The sequence below is a fragment of the Geothermobacter ehrlichii genome (assembly GCF_008124615.1).
Lineage (GTDB): Bacteria > Desulfobacterota > Desulfuromonadia > Desulfuromonadales > Geothermobacteraceae > Geothermobacter > Geothermobacter ehrlichii.
This window is the reverse complement of record NZ_VNIB01000001.1, coordinates 151,739-168,095: the sequence shown is the minus strand read 5'-3', so window position 1 is coordinate 168,095 and position 16,357 is coordinate 151,739. Positions and strand designations below refer to the sequence as shown.

18 protein-coding genes and 1 pseudogene are annotated in these 16,357 nt (G+C 56.4%); 2 read left to right on the top strand and 17 right to left on the bottom strand.

Annotated features, from left to right (window positions below; translation table 11 throughout):
• Positions 1–104 precede the first annotated feature (104 nt).
• The gene (gene amrA, locus EDC39_RS00770) at positions 105–659 is read left to right on the top strand and encodes an AmmeMemoRadiSam system protein A (protein ID WP_148894184.1); all 555 of its coding nucleotides are present in this window, start codon (positions 105–107) and stop codon (positions 657–659) included.
• Positions 660–671: 12 nt separating this feature from the next.
• Here the strand turns inward: amrA and EDC39_RS00765 are convergent, their stop codons facing one another.
• From EDC39_RS00765 to EDC39_RS00725, 9 genes are read right to left on the bottom strand one after another with little or no spacing between them, the layout of a single operon-like run.
• A complete protein-coding gene (locus EDC39_RS00765; RefSeq protein ID WP_148894183.1) occupies positions 672–1,130 on the bottom strand; it encodes a ferritin family protein in 459 nt (152 codons plus the stop codon).
• Positions 1,131–1,154: 24 nt separating this feature from the next.
• Positions 1,155–2,018 (bottom strand): NAD(P)-dependent oxidoreductase, encoded by an 864-nt coding sequence (locus EDC39_RS00760; protein ID WP_148894182.1) that lies wholly within the window; start codon positions 2,016–2,018, stop codon positions 1,155–1,157.
• A gap of 20 nt (positions 2,019–2,038) precedes the next feature.
• On the bottom strand, positions 2,039–2,566 hold the full coding sequence (locus tag EDC39_RS00755) for a nitroreductase family protein (protein WP_148894181.1): 528 nt from the start codon (positions 2,564–2,566) through the stop codon (positions 2,039–2,041).
• 31 nt (positions 2,567–2,597) lie between these two features.
• Positions 2,598–3,308, bottom strand: a complete 711-nt coding sequence (locus EDC39_RS00750) for a response regulator (protein ID WP_148894180.1) — start codon at positions 3,306–3,308, stop codon at positions 2,598–2,600.
• Positions 3,309–3,354: 46 nt separating this feature from the next.
• Positions 3,355–3,879 carry an alpha/beta hydrolase gene (locus EDC39_RS00745; protein ID WP_148894179.1) on the bottom strand — a complete coding sequence of 175 codons (525 nt, stop codon included), beginning with the start codon at positions 3,877–3,879 and terminating at the stop codon, positions 3,355–3,357.
• A gap of 5 nt (positions 3,880–3,884) precedes the next feature.
• Positions 3,885–4,283 (bottom strand): PaaI family thioesterase, encoded by a 399-nt coding sequence (locus EDC39_RS00740; RefSeq protein WP_148894178.1) that lies wholly within the window; start codon positions 4,281–4,283, stop codon positions 3,885–3,887.
• Positions 4,280–4,765, bottom strand: a complete 486-nt coding sequence (locus EDC39_RS00735; protein ID WP_148894595.1) for a MaoC/PaaZ C-terminal domain-containing protein — start codon at positions 4,763–4,765, stop codon at positions 4,280–4,282. Before EDC39_RS00735 ends, EDC39_RS00740 begins: the two co-directional genes overlap by 4 nt.
• Positions 4,765–5,355, bottom strand: coding sequence for an isochorismatase family protein (locus EDC39_RS00730; protein ID WP_148894177.1), 591 nt, complete (start codon positions 5,353–5,355; stop codon positions 4,765–4,767). Before EDC39_RS00730 ends, EDC39_RS00735 begins: the two co-directional genes overlap by 1 nt.
• A 23-nt stretch (positions 5,356–5,378) precedes the next feature.
• The gene (locus EDC39_RS00725) at positions 5,379–5,663 is read right to left on the bottom strand and encodes a nucleoside triphosphate pyrophosphohydrolase family protein (RefSeq protein ID WP_148894176.1); all 285 of its coding nucleotides are present in this window, start codon (positions 5,661–5,663) and stop codon (positions 5,379–5,381) included.
• A gap of 279 nt (positions 5,664–5,942) precedes the next feature.
• Here EDC39_RS00725 and EDC39_RS00720 point away from each other — a divergent pair, with 279 nt between their 5' ends.
• Complete coding sequence (locus tag EDC39_RS00720) at positions 5,943–6,368, top strand: PaaI family thioesterase (protein WP_148894175.1); 426 nt, start codon at positions 5,943–5,945, stop codon at positions 6,366–6,368.
• Positions 6,369–6,822: 454 nt separating this feature from the next.
• Here the strand turns inward: EDC39_RS00720 and EDC39_RS00715 are convergent, their stop codons facing one another.
• From EDC39_RS00715 to hsdR, 8 genes and pseudogenes are all read right to left on the bottom strand, one after another.
• Positions 6,823–7,572 carry a DUF5131 family protein gene (locus tag EDC39_RS00715; protein ID WP_148894174.1) on the bottom strand — a complete coding sequence of 250 codons (750 nt, stop codon included), beginning with the start codon at positions 7,570–7,572 and terminating at the stop codon, positions 6,823–6,825.
• 1 nt (position 7,573) lies between these two features.
• Positions 7,574–8,422 (bottom strand): three-Cys-motif partner protein TcmP, encoded by an 849-nt coding sequence (gene tcmP / locus EDC39_RS00710; RefSeq protein WP_148894173.1) that lies wholly within the window; start codon positions 8,420–8,422, stop codon positions 7,574–7,576.
• A gap of 35 nt (positions 8,423–8,457) precedes the next feature.
• A pseudogene (locus EDC39_RS15805) lies at positions 8,458–8,722 on the bottom strand (DUF262 domain-containing protein); the annotation flags it as partial.
• A gap of 142 nt (positions 8,723–8,864) precedes the next feature.
• Positions 8,865–9,635: a DUF3800 domain-containing protein gene (locus EDC39_RS00700; protein ID WP_148894172.1), complete on the bottom strand. Its 771-nt coding sequence runs from the start codon at positions 9,633–9,635 to the stop codon at positions 8,865–8,867.
• A 21-nt stretch (positions 9,636–9,656) separates the two neighbouring features.
• Complete coding sequence (locus EDC39_RS00695; protein ID WP_148894171.1) at positions 9,657–11,681, bottom strand: restriction endonuclease subunit S; 2,025 nt, start codon at positions 11,679–11,681, stop codon at positions 9,657–9,659.
• Complete coding sequence (locus EDC39_RS00690) at positions 11,678–13,147, bottom strand: type I restriction-modification system subunit M (RefSeq protein WP_148894170.1); 1,470 nt, start codon at positions 13,145–13,147, stop codon at positions 11,678–11,680. The genes EDC39_RS00695 and EDC39_RS00690 overlap by 4 nt, the downstream gene beginning before the upstream one ends.
• An 11-nt stretch (positions 13,148–13,158) precedes the next feature.
• On the bottom strand, positions 13,159–13,968 hold the full coding sequence (locus EDC39_RS00685; RefSeq protein WP_148894169.1) for a DUF2971 domain-containing protein: 810 nt from the start codon (positions 13,966–13,968) through the stop codon (positions 13,159–13,161).
• Positions 13,965–16,325, bottom strand: a complete 2,361-nt coding sequence (hsdR, locus tag EDC39_RS00680; RefSeq protein WP_148894168.1) for an EcoAI/FtnUII family type I restriction enzme subunit R — start codon at positions 16,323–16,325, stop codon at positions 13,965–13,967. The genes EDC39_RS00685 and hsdR overlap by 4 nt, the downstream gene beginning before the upstream one ends.
• Positions 16,326–16,357 lie beyond the last annotated feature (32 nt).

Sequence of the window (16,357 nt, the reverse complement as noted above, 5' to 3'; positions counted from 1 at the left end):
ACCCGAAAAGAGCTTGAAATCGCGCTGTCCCATCATTACCATGGTCCTGATTCCGGCCGCACAGGCCTGTTTTACGTGACATGGTTTGCGATAGGGAGGAGACGATGGAGACGGAGCTGTCATCCAGGGAGCAGGACGTCCTGCTGGCGATCGCCCGACAGGCCATCGAACACGCCGTAAAAAAAGAGGACTGGGAACCGGAACCGCGCGAGGAAAAGGCTCTCAACCGGCGCAGCGGCTGTTTCGTCACCATCAAGCAGAACGGACAGCTTCGCGGCTGCATCGGCAACTTCCAGTCCGAACTTCCCCTCTTCCGCGAGGTCGCCAAGATGGCGGTCGCCTCCGCCACCCAGGATCCCCGCTTCTACCCGATGCAGGAAAGCGACCTGCAGAACTTCTCGCTCGAGATTTCGGTCCTGTCGCCGCTGCAGAAGATCGAAACCATCGAGGAGATCGAGGTCGGCCGGCACGGCATCTATATCGAAAAGAGCTTTCACCGGGGCGTGCTGCTGCCGCAGGTAGCGACGGAACACGGCTGGGACCGGGAGACCTTTCTGAAGCAGACCTGCGTCAAGGCCGGCCTGCCAACCACCGCCTGGCAGAGCCCGGACGCTGACATCTACATCTTTTCCGCCCGGATCTTCGGCGAAGACGACTGACCGTCTCCGTCTTCAGTGCTCGCTGTTCCAGAGTTCGACATGCCGCCGCAAGGTGGCCAGGTGCTCTTGCTCGCTGCGGGCCAATTTGCGAAAGAGATCGGAGATCTTCGGGTCGTCGATGACAAGGCTGGTGTCGATGTGCACCCGAATGAACCGGCGTTCAAGTTCGACGGCCAGTTCCAGCGCCTGCCTCAGGCTGCATTCGGTCTGCAGCAGATCCTGCAGCCGCCGGCGGACCGTCAGCAACCCCTCGCAGGCCTTCTCTCCTGAAAGCCGGCGCCTCTCCCCCAACATTCCGTCGGGCAACTGAAGGGCCAGGTCAAACTGCCGGGCATGGTCTCCCTCGTCCTTGGCCAGGGTCAAAAACATCTGCCGGTAGGTTGCGGGAAAACCCTGCCGCCCGGCCAGGTGTTGGTAGATCCGGCTTACGGTCAGTTCGATCTGCCGGCAGTCCTCGAGGAATCCGCGCACGACAGCCTCCTTTTCTTCTTCCGCTCAGCCGGAGATGATCCGGGCCACTGCGGCGAAATCCTCGTCCCCCAGTCCGGCGCCCAGGGCCCGCTTGAAGGTTTCGTTGGCCGTGGCCACGCCGTGAAGCGCCTGCCCCAGCCGGTCGCCGAGGCTGACGGCCAGACGCAGATCTTTCTGCATGTGCCGGAGAGGGAAATGGGGCGGATGGTCGTCCTCGACGATCCGGTCCCCCTTGAGACGAAACATCGGATTGGCGATCGCGCCGGAATCGAGAGCCTCGAGTACCTGCCGGGCATCGAGCCCGCACCTGTCGGCCAGCGCCAGGGCTTCGGCCAGCAGGGTCATCATGCCACCCATGGTCATGTTGACGATCAGCTTCAGGCACGCCCCCTGCCCGACCTCGCCAAGAAAGAAGCTCTTCTTGCCGAGACAATCGAAAACGGCCGCCATCTCCCGGTACAGCGCTTCGTCGCCGGCGGCCAGAATGACCAGGCTCCCTTCCTCCGCCGGTTTCCTGCTGCCCGATACCGGCGCTTCGAGAAAGCGTCCGCCGACCCGGGTCACGGCGTCACCGATCGCACGGGCGGTATCGGGATCGACGGTCGACATGTCGACATAGGCCTGGCCCGGCTGCAGACAGGAAACGACACCGTCGGCGCCCAGGGCGACCTCGTGGCTCGCCTCGGGGTCGGCCAGCATGGCAAGGGTCACTTCGCTGGCCCGAACCGCCTCCTGGATGCTCCCTGCCTGTCGGGCCCCCAGTTCAACCAGAGGCGCACAGGCCGCCGAGGTGCGGTTCCAGACCGTCACCTGAAACCCGGCCCGGACCAGATTGGCCGCCATGGCCCGCCCCATGATTCCCAGACCGAGAAATCCGATGCGCTTCATTTTCTCCTCCCTGCCGGTTCTCATTCCCCCCGGTAGCGGTTGTCGTGGATCCGATCCCACGGCAGACTGTCCCGGGCATGGCTTTCTTTCTGCTCGGCGGCATAGCCGATTCCGATGACACACGCCACCTGAAACCGCTCCGGCAGCCCAAGCAGCCGGCGCACATAGTCCCCCGCCCCGGTCCGCTCGTCATGTTCGCGCAGGCGAATCTGCGCCCAGCAGCTGTCCAGCCCGAGAGAAACCGCCGCCAGTTGCAGAACGATGGCGGCGATGGCGCAGTCCTCGATCCAGACATCGCACCTTTCCGGATCGGCCGCCACCACCACGGCCAGCTTCGCCCCGGCGAGAAAGGCGGAACCGTGCCTCCTGGCCTGCGCCAGGCGATGCAGCAGCTCCCGGTCGTCGACAAAAATAAACTCCCAGGAGTTGAGTCCGCGCGAGGTCGGCGCCCGCAAAATCGCCTCCTTGAGCGCCGCGATCTTTTCCGCTTCGATCTCTTTTTCGGCAAACCGCCGGATGCTGCGCCGGCGGCGGAGAATGTCAAGCATCGGCTCCCTCCCGTTTCAGGTCTGAATCCGGTCAGTACTTTTCCAGGTATTTCTCTATGGCCGCCGCGGTTTTGGCCGGGATGGAAAGAAACTCAACACCAAACCCCTGCGGCAGCTTCAGTTTCTTGCGCGGAAATCCCTGGTTGACCCAGGCCACTCTCCCGCTCACGCTTAGCTCTTCCGAACAGACCAGCGGCAGCATGAACCGCAGCTCGATCTGGCGGTCGGGCGGCAGCTCGTCCCGCGACTCGACGTACATCCCGTGCCGGCTGATGTCGAAACCTCGCCCGCGGTACTGCCGGCCGGTAATCGAAAAATCGACCGTCATCTGGCAGGAGACGCGGCGCTCGCGGCGTTCGATATGAAAGATGAAACGATGGCCGAGGTTGAGAAATTCCTCCTTGCCGAAGGGCTTGGTCAGATAGCCGTCACAACCGCAGTCCTGGACGTCCTCGAGCGTCGCATCCCGTTCCGGCGTGAAGATGACGACCACCGGAATGTTGCAGGTGCGGGCGTCGGCCTTGAGCCTGCGGCAGCACTCCAGCCCCGACATGCCAGGCATGGCGGCGTCGAGGTAGATCAGGTCCGGCCGTTTCCGGACGGCGATGTCGAAACATTCGATGGCGTTGGCCGCCGTCACCAGATCGGCCGGAGTGCGCCTTAAGTAGGCGCACATGACATCGCGGAAGAATTCGATGTCGTCAACAACCAGAATGAGAGGGCGCTTCCTGCTCTCAGCCATGCAACCTCCCTGTTTCGTGTCCGCAAGTACGTCTTTTCAACACCCTTCAGGGACACTCAACCTCGCGGCGCCTGTTCTCGACCGCTGTCAGCAGAACCTCGAACCGGTCGCCGAGAAATTCGAGTCGGCCGGTCAGGACATGCACGTCATCGACCAGATGCAGCTCGAGACGATGGCTCCGCGCCCAGTCGATGGCGATATCCGCCGGGATGACGTCGTCCCCCCAGCCGTGGATCACCGCGATCTGTTCCGCCCGGGGGCGTGGCGCCCGCTGCGGGTAGCCGGGCAGACCTACCGCCGGCGCCAGCAGCAGCAGGCCCTCCGGCCGCAGCGCGCCGGAAGCCCGAATGGCGACGTAGCCGCCCATGCTCGAGCCGACCAGCACAAGCGGCCGCGCCAGCTCTCCGCAGGCGGCAAGCAGCCTGTCGACCCGCGCCTCGGGATCGGGCAGATCGCTGAAATCGGGCGCCAGCACCTTCCAGCCCCGCTTTTCGGCCAGCGGCGCAAGATACCGGATCTTGGTTCCGTTCGGCCCGCTCTCCTTGCCGTGACAGAAGACCACCGTCGCCATCGCCCTCACCCCGGCAGCACCATCACCACCGCCTGCCCTCGAGCATGAACGACACCGTCGACCAGCACCTCCCCTTCGACCTGCAACCGCCTTTTCCGGCGCTCGGTCAGGCGGGCCCTGACCACGACCGGCGTTTCCACCGGCACCGGTTTCAGGTACCGCATGCCGATCTCGGCGGTCACCAGCCGCGGAGCGACATGCAGGCAGGCGTAGATGGCCGCCTCGTCGAACAGGGTGGAGAGAATTCCGCCGTGGACAATGCCGCTCCAGCCCTGAAAACGCTGCGGGATGGCGAGGGTGATGGTCGCCTCGTTCCGCTCGGGATCGGTCACGGGGGCAACCTGAAGCCCGGTCGCGTTCTCCGGGCCGCAGACGAAACACTGTCGATCGTTTTCAACGTTCATGGATAAACCCTGAAGATCTGTTCGCAGACGCAGGCCGGCCGGTCGCTGCCCTCAACCTCGACGGTCACCTGGTAGACGATCTTCACCGCGTCCGCGACCTGTTCGGCGCTATGCAGCAACATGCGGGCACGAATCCGGTCGCCGCAGCGCACCGGCGTCAGAAAGCGCACCCTGTCGAGTCCGCAGTTCACCCGGTAGCGCATGCCGGGATAGTTGCGCTGGAAAAAGTCCGGATGGTTGCTGCGGGTCAGCAAGGGGATCAGCGACAGGGTCAGAAAGCCGTGGGCGATCGTCGTGCCATAGGGCGATTCAGTCGTGGCCCGCTCGGGATCGACATGAATCCACTGGATGTCGCCGGTCACCTCGGCAAACCGGTCAATGCGCTGCTGGTCGATCCGCAGCCAGTCGCCGGCGGCGACCTCCCGTCCCTTCTGCTTCTCGAGAAGCTTCAGCAATCTGCCGACAGCATCATGCGCCACGATCACAGCCCGCGCAGCAGGTCCCAGCGTTGCCGGATCAGCTTGCTGACCGCCTTGAAAGCGTCGGCCCGGGCATCTGCGACCAGCTGAAAGAGAACCGTCTCGGCGCAGGTCACCGTGGCGCCGGCGGCCCGTGCCAGGCCCAGGGCCGTCCGCCTGTCGGCGGGAATCCGCGAACAGATGCCATCCCGCACCAGGTGCACGTGATAGCCCGATTCGAGCAGGCCGAGCACCGTCTGGTAGACGCAGATGTGGGCCTCGACCCCGGTGACAATCACCTGGGAGCGACCCAGTTCCCGCAGCTTCCGGCCAAAGGCCGGCTCGCCGCAGCAGCCGAAGCTCGTCTTTTCGATGACCCCGCCGGCGCAGGCCCGTTCGAGCTCGGCGACGGTCGGGCCAAGCCCCTGTGGATACTGCTCGGTGGTCACCACCGGCATCTTCAGTTCGGCCGCGCCCTGAAGCAGCATGTCGATGGTCGCCAGCATGCTCCGGTAGTCTTTTTCGGGAAACGTCGGCGCCAGTTTTTCCTGGACATCGACCACCAGCAGTACGGCCTGGTGCGGGTCGAGCTTGAATCGGTCGAGCATTGCCATGTTTCTTTCTCCTCGTGTGGAATCTACAGGGCCGCATCGTCGGCCAGAAGCCGCCGCAGCTTGTCGAGCTTGGCGGCGACCGCCTGCTGCACCTTCTCTTCGCCGAACATCCAGGTCAGCTGTCCCACCATCAGGGTCACGTCGGCCAGCTCCTGGATGACCGCTTCGGCATCTACCTTGCGGCGTTTGTAGTGTTTCAGGCCGGCGATCAGTTCGGCGCATTCCTCGATCGCCTGGTCGAACTGTGCTTCTTCCCCCCATTTCTGCAGGGTCGCCTGGTAGATGGCACTCAGGTCGGTCTGTTTCATCGGCTCTCCGTGCGGACACTGTCTCATGAGTCTATCCTCCCTTTTACGCCATCCAACCCCGATTGTAAACGGTGACAGGGAAAATGACTGTCTCATGCGCCGCGCTGCAACAACAATTTGTGGTTTACATGCCGCCGCAGGGGCGGTATCAACAAAGATAGCGAAAAAGAGGCACGACCGACCCGGCAGGGAGTTGAAAAACGTCTTAAAGGCAGGTGAGACAAAGCGAAAAACAGCCTGCCAGCCACCGGCGCGACAACCCGTATGACAGGAAAAAGCATGAAAGAGATCGAGGCCTTCCTTGCGCAAAACGACCGCTTCGCCGGACACTGCGGCATCGAGCTGCTCGAAGCCGCCGCCGGTTTCGCCCGGGCGAAGATGCCTCTGCAGCCCTGGCATTTCAACGCCGCCGGCACGGTTCACGGCGGAGCCATCTTCACCCTGGCCGATTTCGCCTTCGCCGTCGCCGTCAACGCCGGCGGCACCCTGGCACTGGCCATCGACACCCATCTGACTTTCATGAAGGCAGTCTCCGAGGGAGTCCTCGAGGCCGAAGCGAGGGAGGTCTCCGCCAACCGGCGGCTGGCCACCTACCAGGTACGGATCACGGCGGGGGAAGAGCTGGTCGCCCTGTTCCAGGGGACGGCCTATCGCAAGGAAGGAAGAACGCCGGTGCAGGGATTTCAGACCACCGGAAGCAAATGAGACAAACTGGTGCCCGGGGCGGGACTCGAACCCGCACGGACCAGGTCCAGGGGATTTTAAATCACACCAGTACATTTCCACAGCACCTCAAACTACGACAGACAACCACACCCAACAACAAATAAAAGCAAGTGATATCGAAAACTTAAACATCTTTTAGTTTCAGCACAATTTATTGTGAACTGTTACAAAGTACGGCAGGCTGATACCACGAGTTGGCGAGACATTTCACAAATTTGTCACAAGCATGCGCAACCTACCCACCAAGGGAAGAGACTGACAATATCGACTACATCTTCGGCAGTTGATGATTTTCGATGTCGAGCCATGAACTTGCTATCTGTTGAAATTTATGCTGGAAAAATCGAACGGGAGCTCTACTTTAGAAATTTGAAAGTGAATCAAACAACAAATTATAAAAATAAATGGTCTAGTCACAGGTAATAGATGTACGTCATTCACTCAAAATACCCAAGTCGGGAACTTCATCCCACGTGCGCCCTTCAAGAACACGGCCGTTTTCTTTTTTCCGGCGCTTCACGCCATCCGGTCCCCAGCCTCCCCACTGTTTGAAGAAAAAAGAGGCCCCTTGCCGGGCACACTGTCGTTGGATGTTGCTGGCCCATGCCGGCTTCATGGGCCGCGCCCGATATCCTGACTCCCCCCCGACGATGACCCAGTGAATGTCTGTCAGGTCGATTTCACCCAGGTCTTCCAGCAAGGGTTCCGCCGAGAGAAAGCGAATGAAGGCAGGAACTTTGCGCAAGCAGTCAATGCGGGGCAAACCATGTTTCCGGTCTTCGACCGTGACGCCCAGCCAGGCGTTTTTCGGTGGCTTGTAGGTGGAGAAAAACCCGATCATGCGTTCGGCACGCTTGGTCAGGATCTGGTACGTGTGTTGTGGGGTTTTCTCTATCGTTGCGAACACCTTGCGGATGTAGTCAAAGGGGATCTCTTCGTGAAAAAGGTCACTCATCGAGTTGACGAAATAGACTGTCGGCTTCTTCCGCCTGAGTGGTTCATCCAGCCGTTCCGGAAGCAGGGTCAACTCAAACCCGTTCTCATAACCTTTCACCCCGATCGCTTCCAGACGACGGGCCATGACCTCAGCATAGCAGTTCGCACAACCGGGTGAAACCTTGGTGCAGCCAACGGCCGGATTCCAGGTCTGTTCGGTCCATTCGATTTTTGATTTTGTACTCATGTCAGAAACCGAATCCCAGCTGATCTTCGCTGTATTTCCGGGCTTCTTTGAAAAACTTCCTGGCAAGAGGATGGCGACTATAGAAGCCCAGGCGATAAATCGTCGTCTTTCTGTTTCGTATTTTAACAGTTTCGTCGACAGGTGGGACAAGATAAGTCATTGATCCCATCTGTGTCCCAAAAAACTCCGTCAGGAAAATTTCCGCCTTTTGTCCTTTACGCCGAGCCTCTTCCCAAGCCTTACGCCATTCCATTGTCCCGAGAAAATCATCAAGTTTTGATCGTGGACTCGCTGCATAACGATCGATATTGCGTTGCGCATCCATGCCGGTCGGGATCAGAACCAGAAAATCAAAAAACCGTTGCGCGAGCTTCCTGAGGGTATCGAACTTCAAGCTCTCCAGGTTGTAAGGATCGGCAAAACAGAATCCGAGGACTTTTGACCCTCCGCCATAAGCGGGCATTTCAGCAAGGATGTCTTCAACCAGCTGGTTGGCGTCGCCGAGAAGGTAACAGACATCATTCTGTGGGTAATCTCTTTCAACCCGCAACCGCAAAGCATGAAGTTTTTCCTCGTTCTGTTCGCAGAAGATATATCGGCTAAAGGGGTGATCTATCTCCATGGCAAGCAACGGCGACGCCGGAACAATTGCCCTGCTTTCGTCAAGTAGCGCCCGACCAGATCCAGCAAACAGGTCCACATACACCAGATGGTCCCATTTGCCTTTCATCGCGGAAGTAAACATGCTGGCATAGTTCTGTACCAGGCGATACTTGGTCTCACCCCAAAACCCGACTTCAGGTGTAATCAGGCCATCATCCTCCAGATGCGGCAATTTCGGTGAAAACATGCGCCCCCCTCTTCGTCCGTTTATTTAACTGATTCTGCCATCACGCGTCGTTGACCGTCGATCAGAACCTTCTTACCCTTCGGATGTCGTGCCATCCTTCAACTTGACATTGGGATTGCGCCAGGCGATCAGGTAGCCAATCGGATACCCTTTATAGAGGGAGTCCATCAGGTCACGGACTTTGGTGGCGTCCCACACAAAGGGACGCTGGATTCCCGGAATGGCAATCTCGCCGGAATTGACCTAGGCGAGGATGGTTTCGATGAGGTGCTGGTTGACGGAATATTTTTGAGTTTGCACAGGATCCCCCTATAAAAATGCCTTCAAAAAGCTGCATCAACTATTTGACAGATAACTCCTGAAATGTTTAAATTTGCGTAATCCAGAATTCTGGAGGTGGATGGCACAAGCCATCGAGGCCCGCAAGGGCCTTTTTTAATGCTCAGATAAATTTCTTCCCGAAAACCCTCCCATCCCGCTGATAGTACTTTTCCCGAAGAATTTTCACAATTTCCTGACCAAACGGTCTCAACCCACTCTCCAAAAGATCCTTTTCCTTGAGTATCTCGTTGCGGCTTGGATGCGCCAGCAAGTCGGCCAGTTGCAGTCCAGCGACGTTGTTGGTCTTCGGTTTGACCTTGAGTTGCTTGCTGGTCAAGACGCCATGAAATTTCTCGGCAGGGATGTATTCCGTACCCTCATCCCAAAGAGCGGCAAATGATTTCTTGAGGCGCATGTCTTCTTTGCCACCTCGAGATTCCGCCATAACGTCGCCTTGGCATCCCTTCTCGTTCAGAAAGAAGAAATATCTCTCCAGCAAAACGGCCAGGCAATAGTGATAAGGCTCGTATCGCCAGACCTGGTAGGTGTCCTTGTGATTTTTTTTGTCAATGCAGACCGAAATGACGCTGTATTGCCAATCGGTTAGCAGCCGAAGGAGCTGTTTATCGAAGCGTCCTCTCACTTCCGGATCTTTGAGAACATGGAAGGGATTCTTCATGTTCACGAGTTCCTTCCGGTGGAGGATAACCGGCTCGTCCGGGTGTGAACGGAAATACTCTCTTTTCAAGGCCTCCAGTTGCGGGGCCACGACATCCTGCACATGCCCAAGTTCAATGATGACACCGGTCAAGCTCAGGAAACGATGGTTCGGGTTGTCAGAGCTTTCGAGGTCCGGGTTGCCAACCTCGTCAATGTAGATGCGATATTTCAATTGCCCTCCTCTATCACAATCCTAATCGGCCTTTACATAGCGCGCCCCGCGCCTCTCTCCCTTCTGCACCACCCGCCCCTGCTCCTTGAGTTGCTTGATTGCCCACACCCAATCGGCTTCGCGGATACCGGTGGCAGCGAGGATATCGGCGCGGGAGTATGCCTGCCCCGACTGCATGACGGCGAGGATGGCTTCGGGAACGGAACCGCCGTAATCAACTACGGCCTCAGCTGCCAGTGGCTCGGCAATATCCGGTGCGAGCTGATAGGCGTGGCGAACTTGTTGACCCGGACTACTGGCGTCAGAAACCAGCGTCACTCCATTTGTCTGCGGTTTTGGTGGGGCCGAGGGCTCCAACAGCTGTCGAACGGTGGCTTCCATCAGTTTTTCGCTGTGCTGCTGGGCTTGGTTGAGTTTGGCTTCGAGTTTGTCGCACAGGGACATGAGTTGATCGACTTTGGCGACGATGCGCTTCATTTCCGCTAGTGGTGGCAAAGGAATGTAAACTGTTTCGAGAATTCCGAGATTTATATTCTTCTGAGCAGTTGACGGAGCAAAATCCATCAAACGTTCTTTAGCTGTACGAATAAAATACTCGAAATAACGAACATCACCAATTTCTTGTGATGCGATAAGCCCTACTACACTATCCGGGAAACAGGCATCAAAACCGAGAACCGCGCTATCAGCAATATTTGCGGCAATGGTTATACACATGGTTCCCTTTGGCCACAGCCTGCTTTGTGCTAACCCAGCATCATTGTAAAGTGCAGTATAGGTCCTGACTTCCCCATTGGCCCTAGCAACATCACCAGTTTGAACCATTGGGTATTTCCCGCCCGAATATAAGGAAGGATCATTTCGGGGCCGGTGTTTTGATTTCCCACGGCCAAACTCCCCTACCTCAGGGAACCTTGCCCAAGCCCACCCAGCAGGAATCTCGAATGGAGCTAGACTTTCATCAATCTCTGGGAGTGGCTTCTGCTTTTTAATCTTCCCTTCTTTAACCAACCTCTCCTTCTCAGCCTTAATCCTCTCCAGCAAAACCGAAGCAGGCTCATCGTTGGGGTCTTGGGGGACGAGTTTGCCCTGGACGGCGAGTTGAAGGATGGCGGCGCGGAGTTTGGCGATGGTTTCGGGGTGGTCGTAGATCAGGTCAAAGTTGTTGCAAATGCGCTGCCAGTGGTCAGCGAATTCGTCGGGTTCGCGGGCGGTGAGCAGTGCGTCGAGGGCGGCGTTATTGAGGCGCACCCGCACCTGTTGCTGCTTTTGCTGGCGGGCTTCGAGTTCGTTGCACAGAGCCATGAGTTGGTCGACCTTGGCGACGATGCGTTTTTGTTCTTCGAAGGGGGGGAGAGGGACAGGCAACAAGCTTACCTTGTTCAAATAAATCCCTTTCTGAGCCGTTCCTTTTGCATGAGAGTAGAAGTATTCGTGAGCAATAACAGACTGTAAATAAAAGCTGAGATAGTAAGGAAAAATTCCGGTCCTAAGTTGAGCAATACTGCGTTGAAGAGCACACTTGGGCATTTGTTCAGGGACAACCGCTGAACGTCCAATAGTGCCAACAATAGTCAAAAAAACATCGCCAGCTTGAATCGGATTTCGCTCACGCTCAATTAGATAGTCCTCTTCCGTAATGTAGCGAGAAGCTCGGAAGTTGATGCTGTTATTTTCAACATTCTGCCCACTCAGCATTGGAATGCCGTCAGGTCTCTTCGGGGGAGGGTTGTGAGATCCATCAACCAATAGAGTAGAAATCCGCCCGAGCAAAGCCCATTCCCATTGAAGTGGTAAAGGATAGACTGCCGGCGCCTCTTCTTTAGGGAAGAGAGTGGCTGATTTCCTAATCACTTTTTTGGCAAGCAATTCTTTTTTATGACAATCAATTCTCTCCAACAAAACCGAAGCAGGCTCATCGTTGGGGTCCTGCGGCACCAATTTCCCCTGTACCGCCAGCTGAAGAATCAACTCCCGCAACTTCTGCACCCCATTGGGCGCATCGGCCAGATGTCCGAAATTGGCAAAGAACGTCTCTACGGTCATGCTGACTCCCTCGCTACATCGGCATCCCGCTCCAGAGCATCCATCAATTCCCGCTTCAGCGCCTCACGCGCCTCGGCCACGCTGGCCAGCAGCGCCTTGTACTCGCCCAGCAGCTCCTCCGGATCACCGTGGTCCTCTTCAACGGTATTGGGGTTCTTGATGTCGAGGTTGTAGCCATTGGCCTTGATCTGCTCGATGGAGACCTTCCAGGCCCGCTCGTTCTCCACCCGGTTCTCCCACCAGGCCTTCTCGGGTTCGAACTCCTCGATGCGCATCGGCTTGGTCTTGGAGTAGCTCTTGTATCCTTCGGGATAGGGGTGCTCGTAGTACCAGACTTCTTTGGTCGGCTCTCCCTTGGTGAAAAAAAGCAGGTTGGTCTTGATGCTGGTGTAGGGGTTGAACACACCATTGGGCAGACGCACCACAGTGTGCAGGTTGCACTCCTTTAGCAGCTTCTCCTTGATGCGGGTCTTGACGCCCTCGCCGAACAGGGTGCCGTCGGGCAAAACGATAGCGGCACGGCCACCATCCTTAAGCAGGTGTATGATCAACACCAGAAAAAGGTCGGCGGTTTCGCGGGTGCGGAAACTGGCCGGAAAGTTGGTTTCGATGCCGTCCTCCTCGGTACCGCCGAACGGCGGGTTGGTGACCACCACATCGACCCGGTCCCTGGGGCCGTAGTCGCGTAGCGGGCGCGACAGGGTGTTGTCGTGGCGGATGTTGGACGGCACCTCGATGCCGTGCAGCAGCATGTTGGTAGTGCAGAGCAGGTGCGGCAGTGCCTTTTTCTCTACACCAAAGATCGACTGCTGCAATATCTGCTCATCCTCGGCTGTCTTGACGTATTTGCCGCGCACATGCTCAATGGAACAGGCAAGGAACCCGCCGGTACCACAGGCGGGGTCGAGAATCTTCTCACCCAGTTTCGGATCGACCATATCGACCATGAATTGGGTGACGGCGCGCGGGGTGTAAAACTCCCCTGCATTGCCAGCACTCTGCAAGTCCTTGAGGATCTGCTCATAGATATCGCCGAAAAGATGGCGATCGCTGGAGCGGTTGAAGTCGATCTCGTTGATCTTGTTGACCACCTGGCGAATGAGGGTGCCGTTCTTCATGTAGTTGTAGGCATCCTCGAACACCGAACGCACCACCAGGCCGCGCCCGTTGGTCCCGGCGTTCAATTCAAGCTCCTTAAGGGTCTTGAACAGGTCGTTGTTAACGAAGTCGAGCAGCTCGTCGCCGGTGATTCCCTCGGCATCAGCGGCCCAGTTGCGCCAGCGCAGCCGCTCGGGGATCGGTGAAGTGTAGTCGTCCTGAAGCAGTTCGAGTTCCTGCTCCTGGTCGTCGAAGATTTTCAGAAAGAACATCCAGACAAGCTGGCCGATGCGCTGCGCGTCGCCGTCAACTCCAGCGTCTTTACGCATGATGTCCTGAATGGATTTGATGGTAGTTGATACTGACATTCGCACCTTTCTTATTTTGAGTAAATGAGTTTTTCCGGAGACTTGTACAGATCGGACTTGGTTACTCTGATTTTATGTTCTCGGCCTTGGAGGTTGGCCAATACCGCTTTGCGTAGGGATTCATAAACGTCATCATTCATTCGTGGATCGAACTCGATAGTACTGATGAGAGTTACTGGATCAATAGGTATCTTGAACACTCCATCATCAGCTTCAGAAGATCGGCCATCTACGTAGATGAAGCGCACTTCACTCTCGTGATCAAAGGCTTTCCTTTTCACCAAAAATGTCTTAGCAATATCGGCTGGTTGCCTAGGTATGTTTTTGGACTTATCTACAACCATGTCCTTGATTGCGTCAGAAATCGTTGTTATCCGACGATTAAAATCGCTCTGCTTCAATGAGAGTTTGCCCTTTCTAAAATCAAAAGGGCGGTCAGGATAATTGGTTTTCTCAGGCAAATAAGAGACATCTCCGATAAAAAAATGCTTTTCAGAAAAATATTTACCGGGTCTAATCGAGTCAATAACACGGCCAACAGTTGTTGAAACGCGAACACCTAAACTATTCGGAGAATATATTCGCCACAAGGCATCTGATCTGGAGCGAGATGACCAACAAAGACCGTAAATCTTAAAACGATTTTTGGTCTCCAGCATATCCTGAAGAGCCTTCTCGTAAGGATCTTCCCATTTTCTAGGGGCAAGGAGGGCAAGTGATTCATCATTGATAAGCTGAAAAAGCCTTTCAATACCGAATATTCGATAAAAACGAACATCCCTGTAGGAACTATCCGCTTTCAACTCTTCTAAAGATTTCACATCTCAACCCCATATAGCTGCTCTTCCAGCTCGCGGAGAGCCTGTTCGTAGTTCTGCCTGCCGCCAAAGAACTGGTTGACGATTTCAGTCGGAGTTCCAATGCTGTCGAAGGGGTTGATCCGCAGCACCTTGAGATCCTCGATGTTTTCAACGCCCTCGTCCGCATATTTGTCCAGAAGCGCGTTTAGAACTGCCCTTGCCTGTTCCCCGTATTTTGTAAAATAGTTGCGTTTACGGACATTCTCCGCACGCTCACGCCGGGTCAGTGGCGGCTGGTCGAACGCAACGTGGCAAATAAGATCGAACGGCCCGAACTCCTTCCCCACCTCTTCGGCCAGCGCCTCGAGCAGCACGCCCTGTTCTTCCAATTCACGGATAATAGCCTGCTTCTTATCGGCCTCATTCCAGCGCCGAAGAAAATCGTCCAGTGATTTGAACTTCTGTCTGACAGTTCGCTTGGTGTAGTCCTTGAGCGACTCGGTGATCAGCTTGCCGTCTTTGCCGTAGTACTGCACCCGCTCAGCAACCACCCAGAACGGCACATCGTCGACAATGTATTTGACCCGAGGCTCTCCCTTTCCGTCGCCCGGAGGTTCCGGTGGAGAAAGCTCGCCATCTGGTCCGCCTTCTCCATCCTCACCATCTTCCGGTGGATCGGGCGGGACCGGCGGATCGTTTTCATCCGGCTCGTAGATCTGTACCGGGTCGCCATCGAAAGCAGGATCAGCAAACAGTTCGGTCGCCTTTTTGAAGTCCATGATGGTGAAGTAGAACTTGCCGTAGTCCTCGTTGATGCGAGTACCCCGCCCTATAATCTGCTTGAAAGTGGTCATCGACTGGATGGTCTGGTCGAGGACAATCAACTTGCAGGTCTGGGCGTCGACGCCGGTATTCATCAGGCGGGAGGTTGTGGCGATGACCGGATAGCGGCTTTCCGGGTCGATGAAATTGTCCAGTTCCATCTTGCCGACCTGATCATCGCCGGTGATCCTCATCACGTACTTACTGTTCTCGGCGGCGAGATCGGCATTCTCGTTCACCAACACCTGGCGCATCCGCTCGGCGTGGTCGGTATCCTCACAGAAAACGATGGTTTTGGCGTAGCGGTCGCTCGCCTTGAGAAACTCCGTCACTTTGCGGGCAACGAGTTCAGTACGCTTCTCAGCCACCAGGGTACGGTCGAAGTCCTTCTGGTTGTAGATGCGGTCTTCGATCAAAAGTCCCTGTTTGTCGACCTTGCCCTTTTCCGGACGCCAGCCGGTCAAGTCCTTGTCCAGGTCAATCCGCACCACCTTGTAGGGTGCCAGAAAGCCGTCTTCGATCCCCTGCTTGAGGGAGTAGGTATAAATTGGCTCGCCGAAATAGTGAATATTGGAAACGTCCTTGGTCTCTTTCGGGGTGGCAGTCAGGCCGACATGGGTGGCGCTGGAGAAGTAATCGAGGATCTCCCTCCAGGCCGAATCCTCGGCAGCGCTGCCGCGATGACACTCGTCGATCACTACGAGATCGAAAAAATCCGGAGAGAATTGTTTGTAGATGTTCTTCTCTTCTTCCCTGCCGGTAACCGCCTGGTAAAGAGAAAGATAAATTTCGTAGGATTTGTCAGCTTGCCGCTTCTCGATTTTGGTCATCGCCTGACCAAACGGCTTGAAGTCGTTGGTCTTGGTCTGGTCAACGAGGATGTTGCGATCGGCCAGAAACAGGATGCGTTTCTTGATGCGTGACTTCCACAAACGCCAGATAATCTGGAAGGCGGTGTAGGTCTTGCCGGTGCCGGTCGCCATGACCAGCAGGATGCGATTCTGTCCCTTGGCGATCGCCTCAACTGTCCGGTTGATGGCTACACGCTGATAATAGCGCGGCTCGCGTCCGCTGCCGTCACTGTAGTATGGCTGATTGATGATGTCTTCGACCGGTGGCTCAATCCCTCTCCACTGCTTGTAGCGTTGCCAGAGAGCCCCAGGGGAAGGGAATTCATCGAGTGACAAGTGCTGCTCGACCGGATTTGACAAGCCGGTTCGGTCGTGAAAAACGAAACCGTCGCCATTGGAACTGGAAGCAAATGGCACATCCAGGGCCTCGGCGTACTCAAGTGCCTGCTGCATGCCATGTCCGATGGTATGGTTATTGTCTTTCGCTTCAATGACAGCGATTGGCAGGTTTGGCTTGTGGTAGAGGATATAATCGGCTCGCTTTTTCTCGCCTCTTGAATAGAGCTTGCCGCGCACGATAATGCGGCCGGCTGTGAAGGTCACTTCCTCACGTACCTGCGTGTGTATGTCCCACCCTGCTGACTGAATCGCCGGAGTAATGTATTTGGTGCAGATATCGCGTTCGGAGAGTGATTTTTTCTTCACGCCGAGGCCCTCCCAGATTCAAAACTTCAAGA

Bases quoted from the DNA above. Each gene is read 5' to 3' on its own strand.
- EDC39_RS00745 (WP_148894179.1), bottom strand. From the start codon at position 3,879: ATGGCGACGGTGGTCTTCTGTCACGGCAAGGAGAGCGGGCCGAACGGA.
- EDC39_RS00730 (WP_148894177.1), bottom strand. From the start codon at position 5,355: ATGGCAATGCTCGACCGATTCAAGCTCGACCCGCACCAGGCCGTACTG.
- EDC39_RS00715 (WP_148894174.1), bottom strand. From the start codon at position 7,572: ATGAGTACAAAATCAAAAATCGAATGGACCGAACAGACCTGGAATCCG.
- tcmP (WP_148894173.1), bottom strand. From the start codon at position 8,422: ATGTTTTCACCGAAATTGCCGCATCTGGAGGATGATGGCCTGATTACA.
- amrA (WP_148894184.1), top strand. From the start codon at position 105: ATGGAGACGGAGCTGTCATCCAGGGAGCAGGACGTCCTGCTGGCGATC.
- EDC39_RS00695 (WP_148894171.1), bottom strand. From the start codon at position 11,681: ATGACCGTAGAGACGTTCTTTGCCAATTTCGGACATCTGGCCGATGCG.
- EDC39_RS00760 (WP_148894182.1), bottom strand. From the start codon at position 2,018: ATGAAGCGCATCGGATTTCTCGGTCTGGGAATCATGGGGCGGGCCATG.
- EDC39_RS00740 (WP_148894178.1), bottom strand. From the start codon at position 4,283: ATGAACGTTGAAAACGATCGACAGTGTTTCGTCTGCGGCCCGGAGAAC.
- EDC39_RS00720 (WP_148894175.1), top strand. From the start codon at position 5,943: ATGAAAGAGATCGAGGCCTTCCTTGCGCAAAACGACCGCTTCGCCGGA.
- EDC39_RS00690 (WP_148894170.1), bottom strand. From the start codon at position 13,147: ATGTCAGTATCAACTACCATCAAATCCATTCAGGACATCATGCGTAAA.
- EDC39_RS00755 (WP_148894181.1), bottom strand. From the start codon at position 2,566: ATGCTTGACATTCTCCGCCGCCGGCGCAGCATCCGGCGGTTTGCCGAA.
- EDC39_RS00750 (WP_148894180.1), bottom strand. From the start codon at position 3,308: ATGGCTGAGAGCAGGAAGCGCCCTCTCATTCTGGTTGTTGACGACATC.
- EDC39_RS00725 (WP_148894176.1), bottom strand. From the start codon at position 5,663: ATGAAACAGACCGACCTGAGTGCCATCTACCAGGCGACCCTGCAGAAA.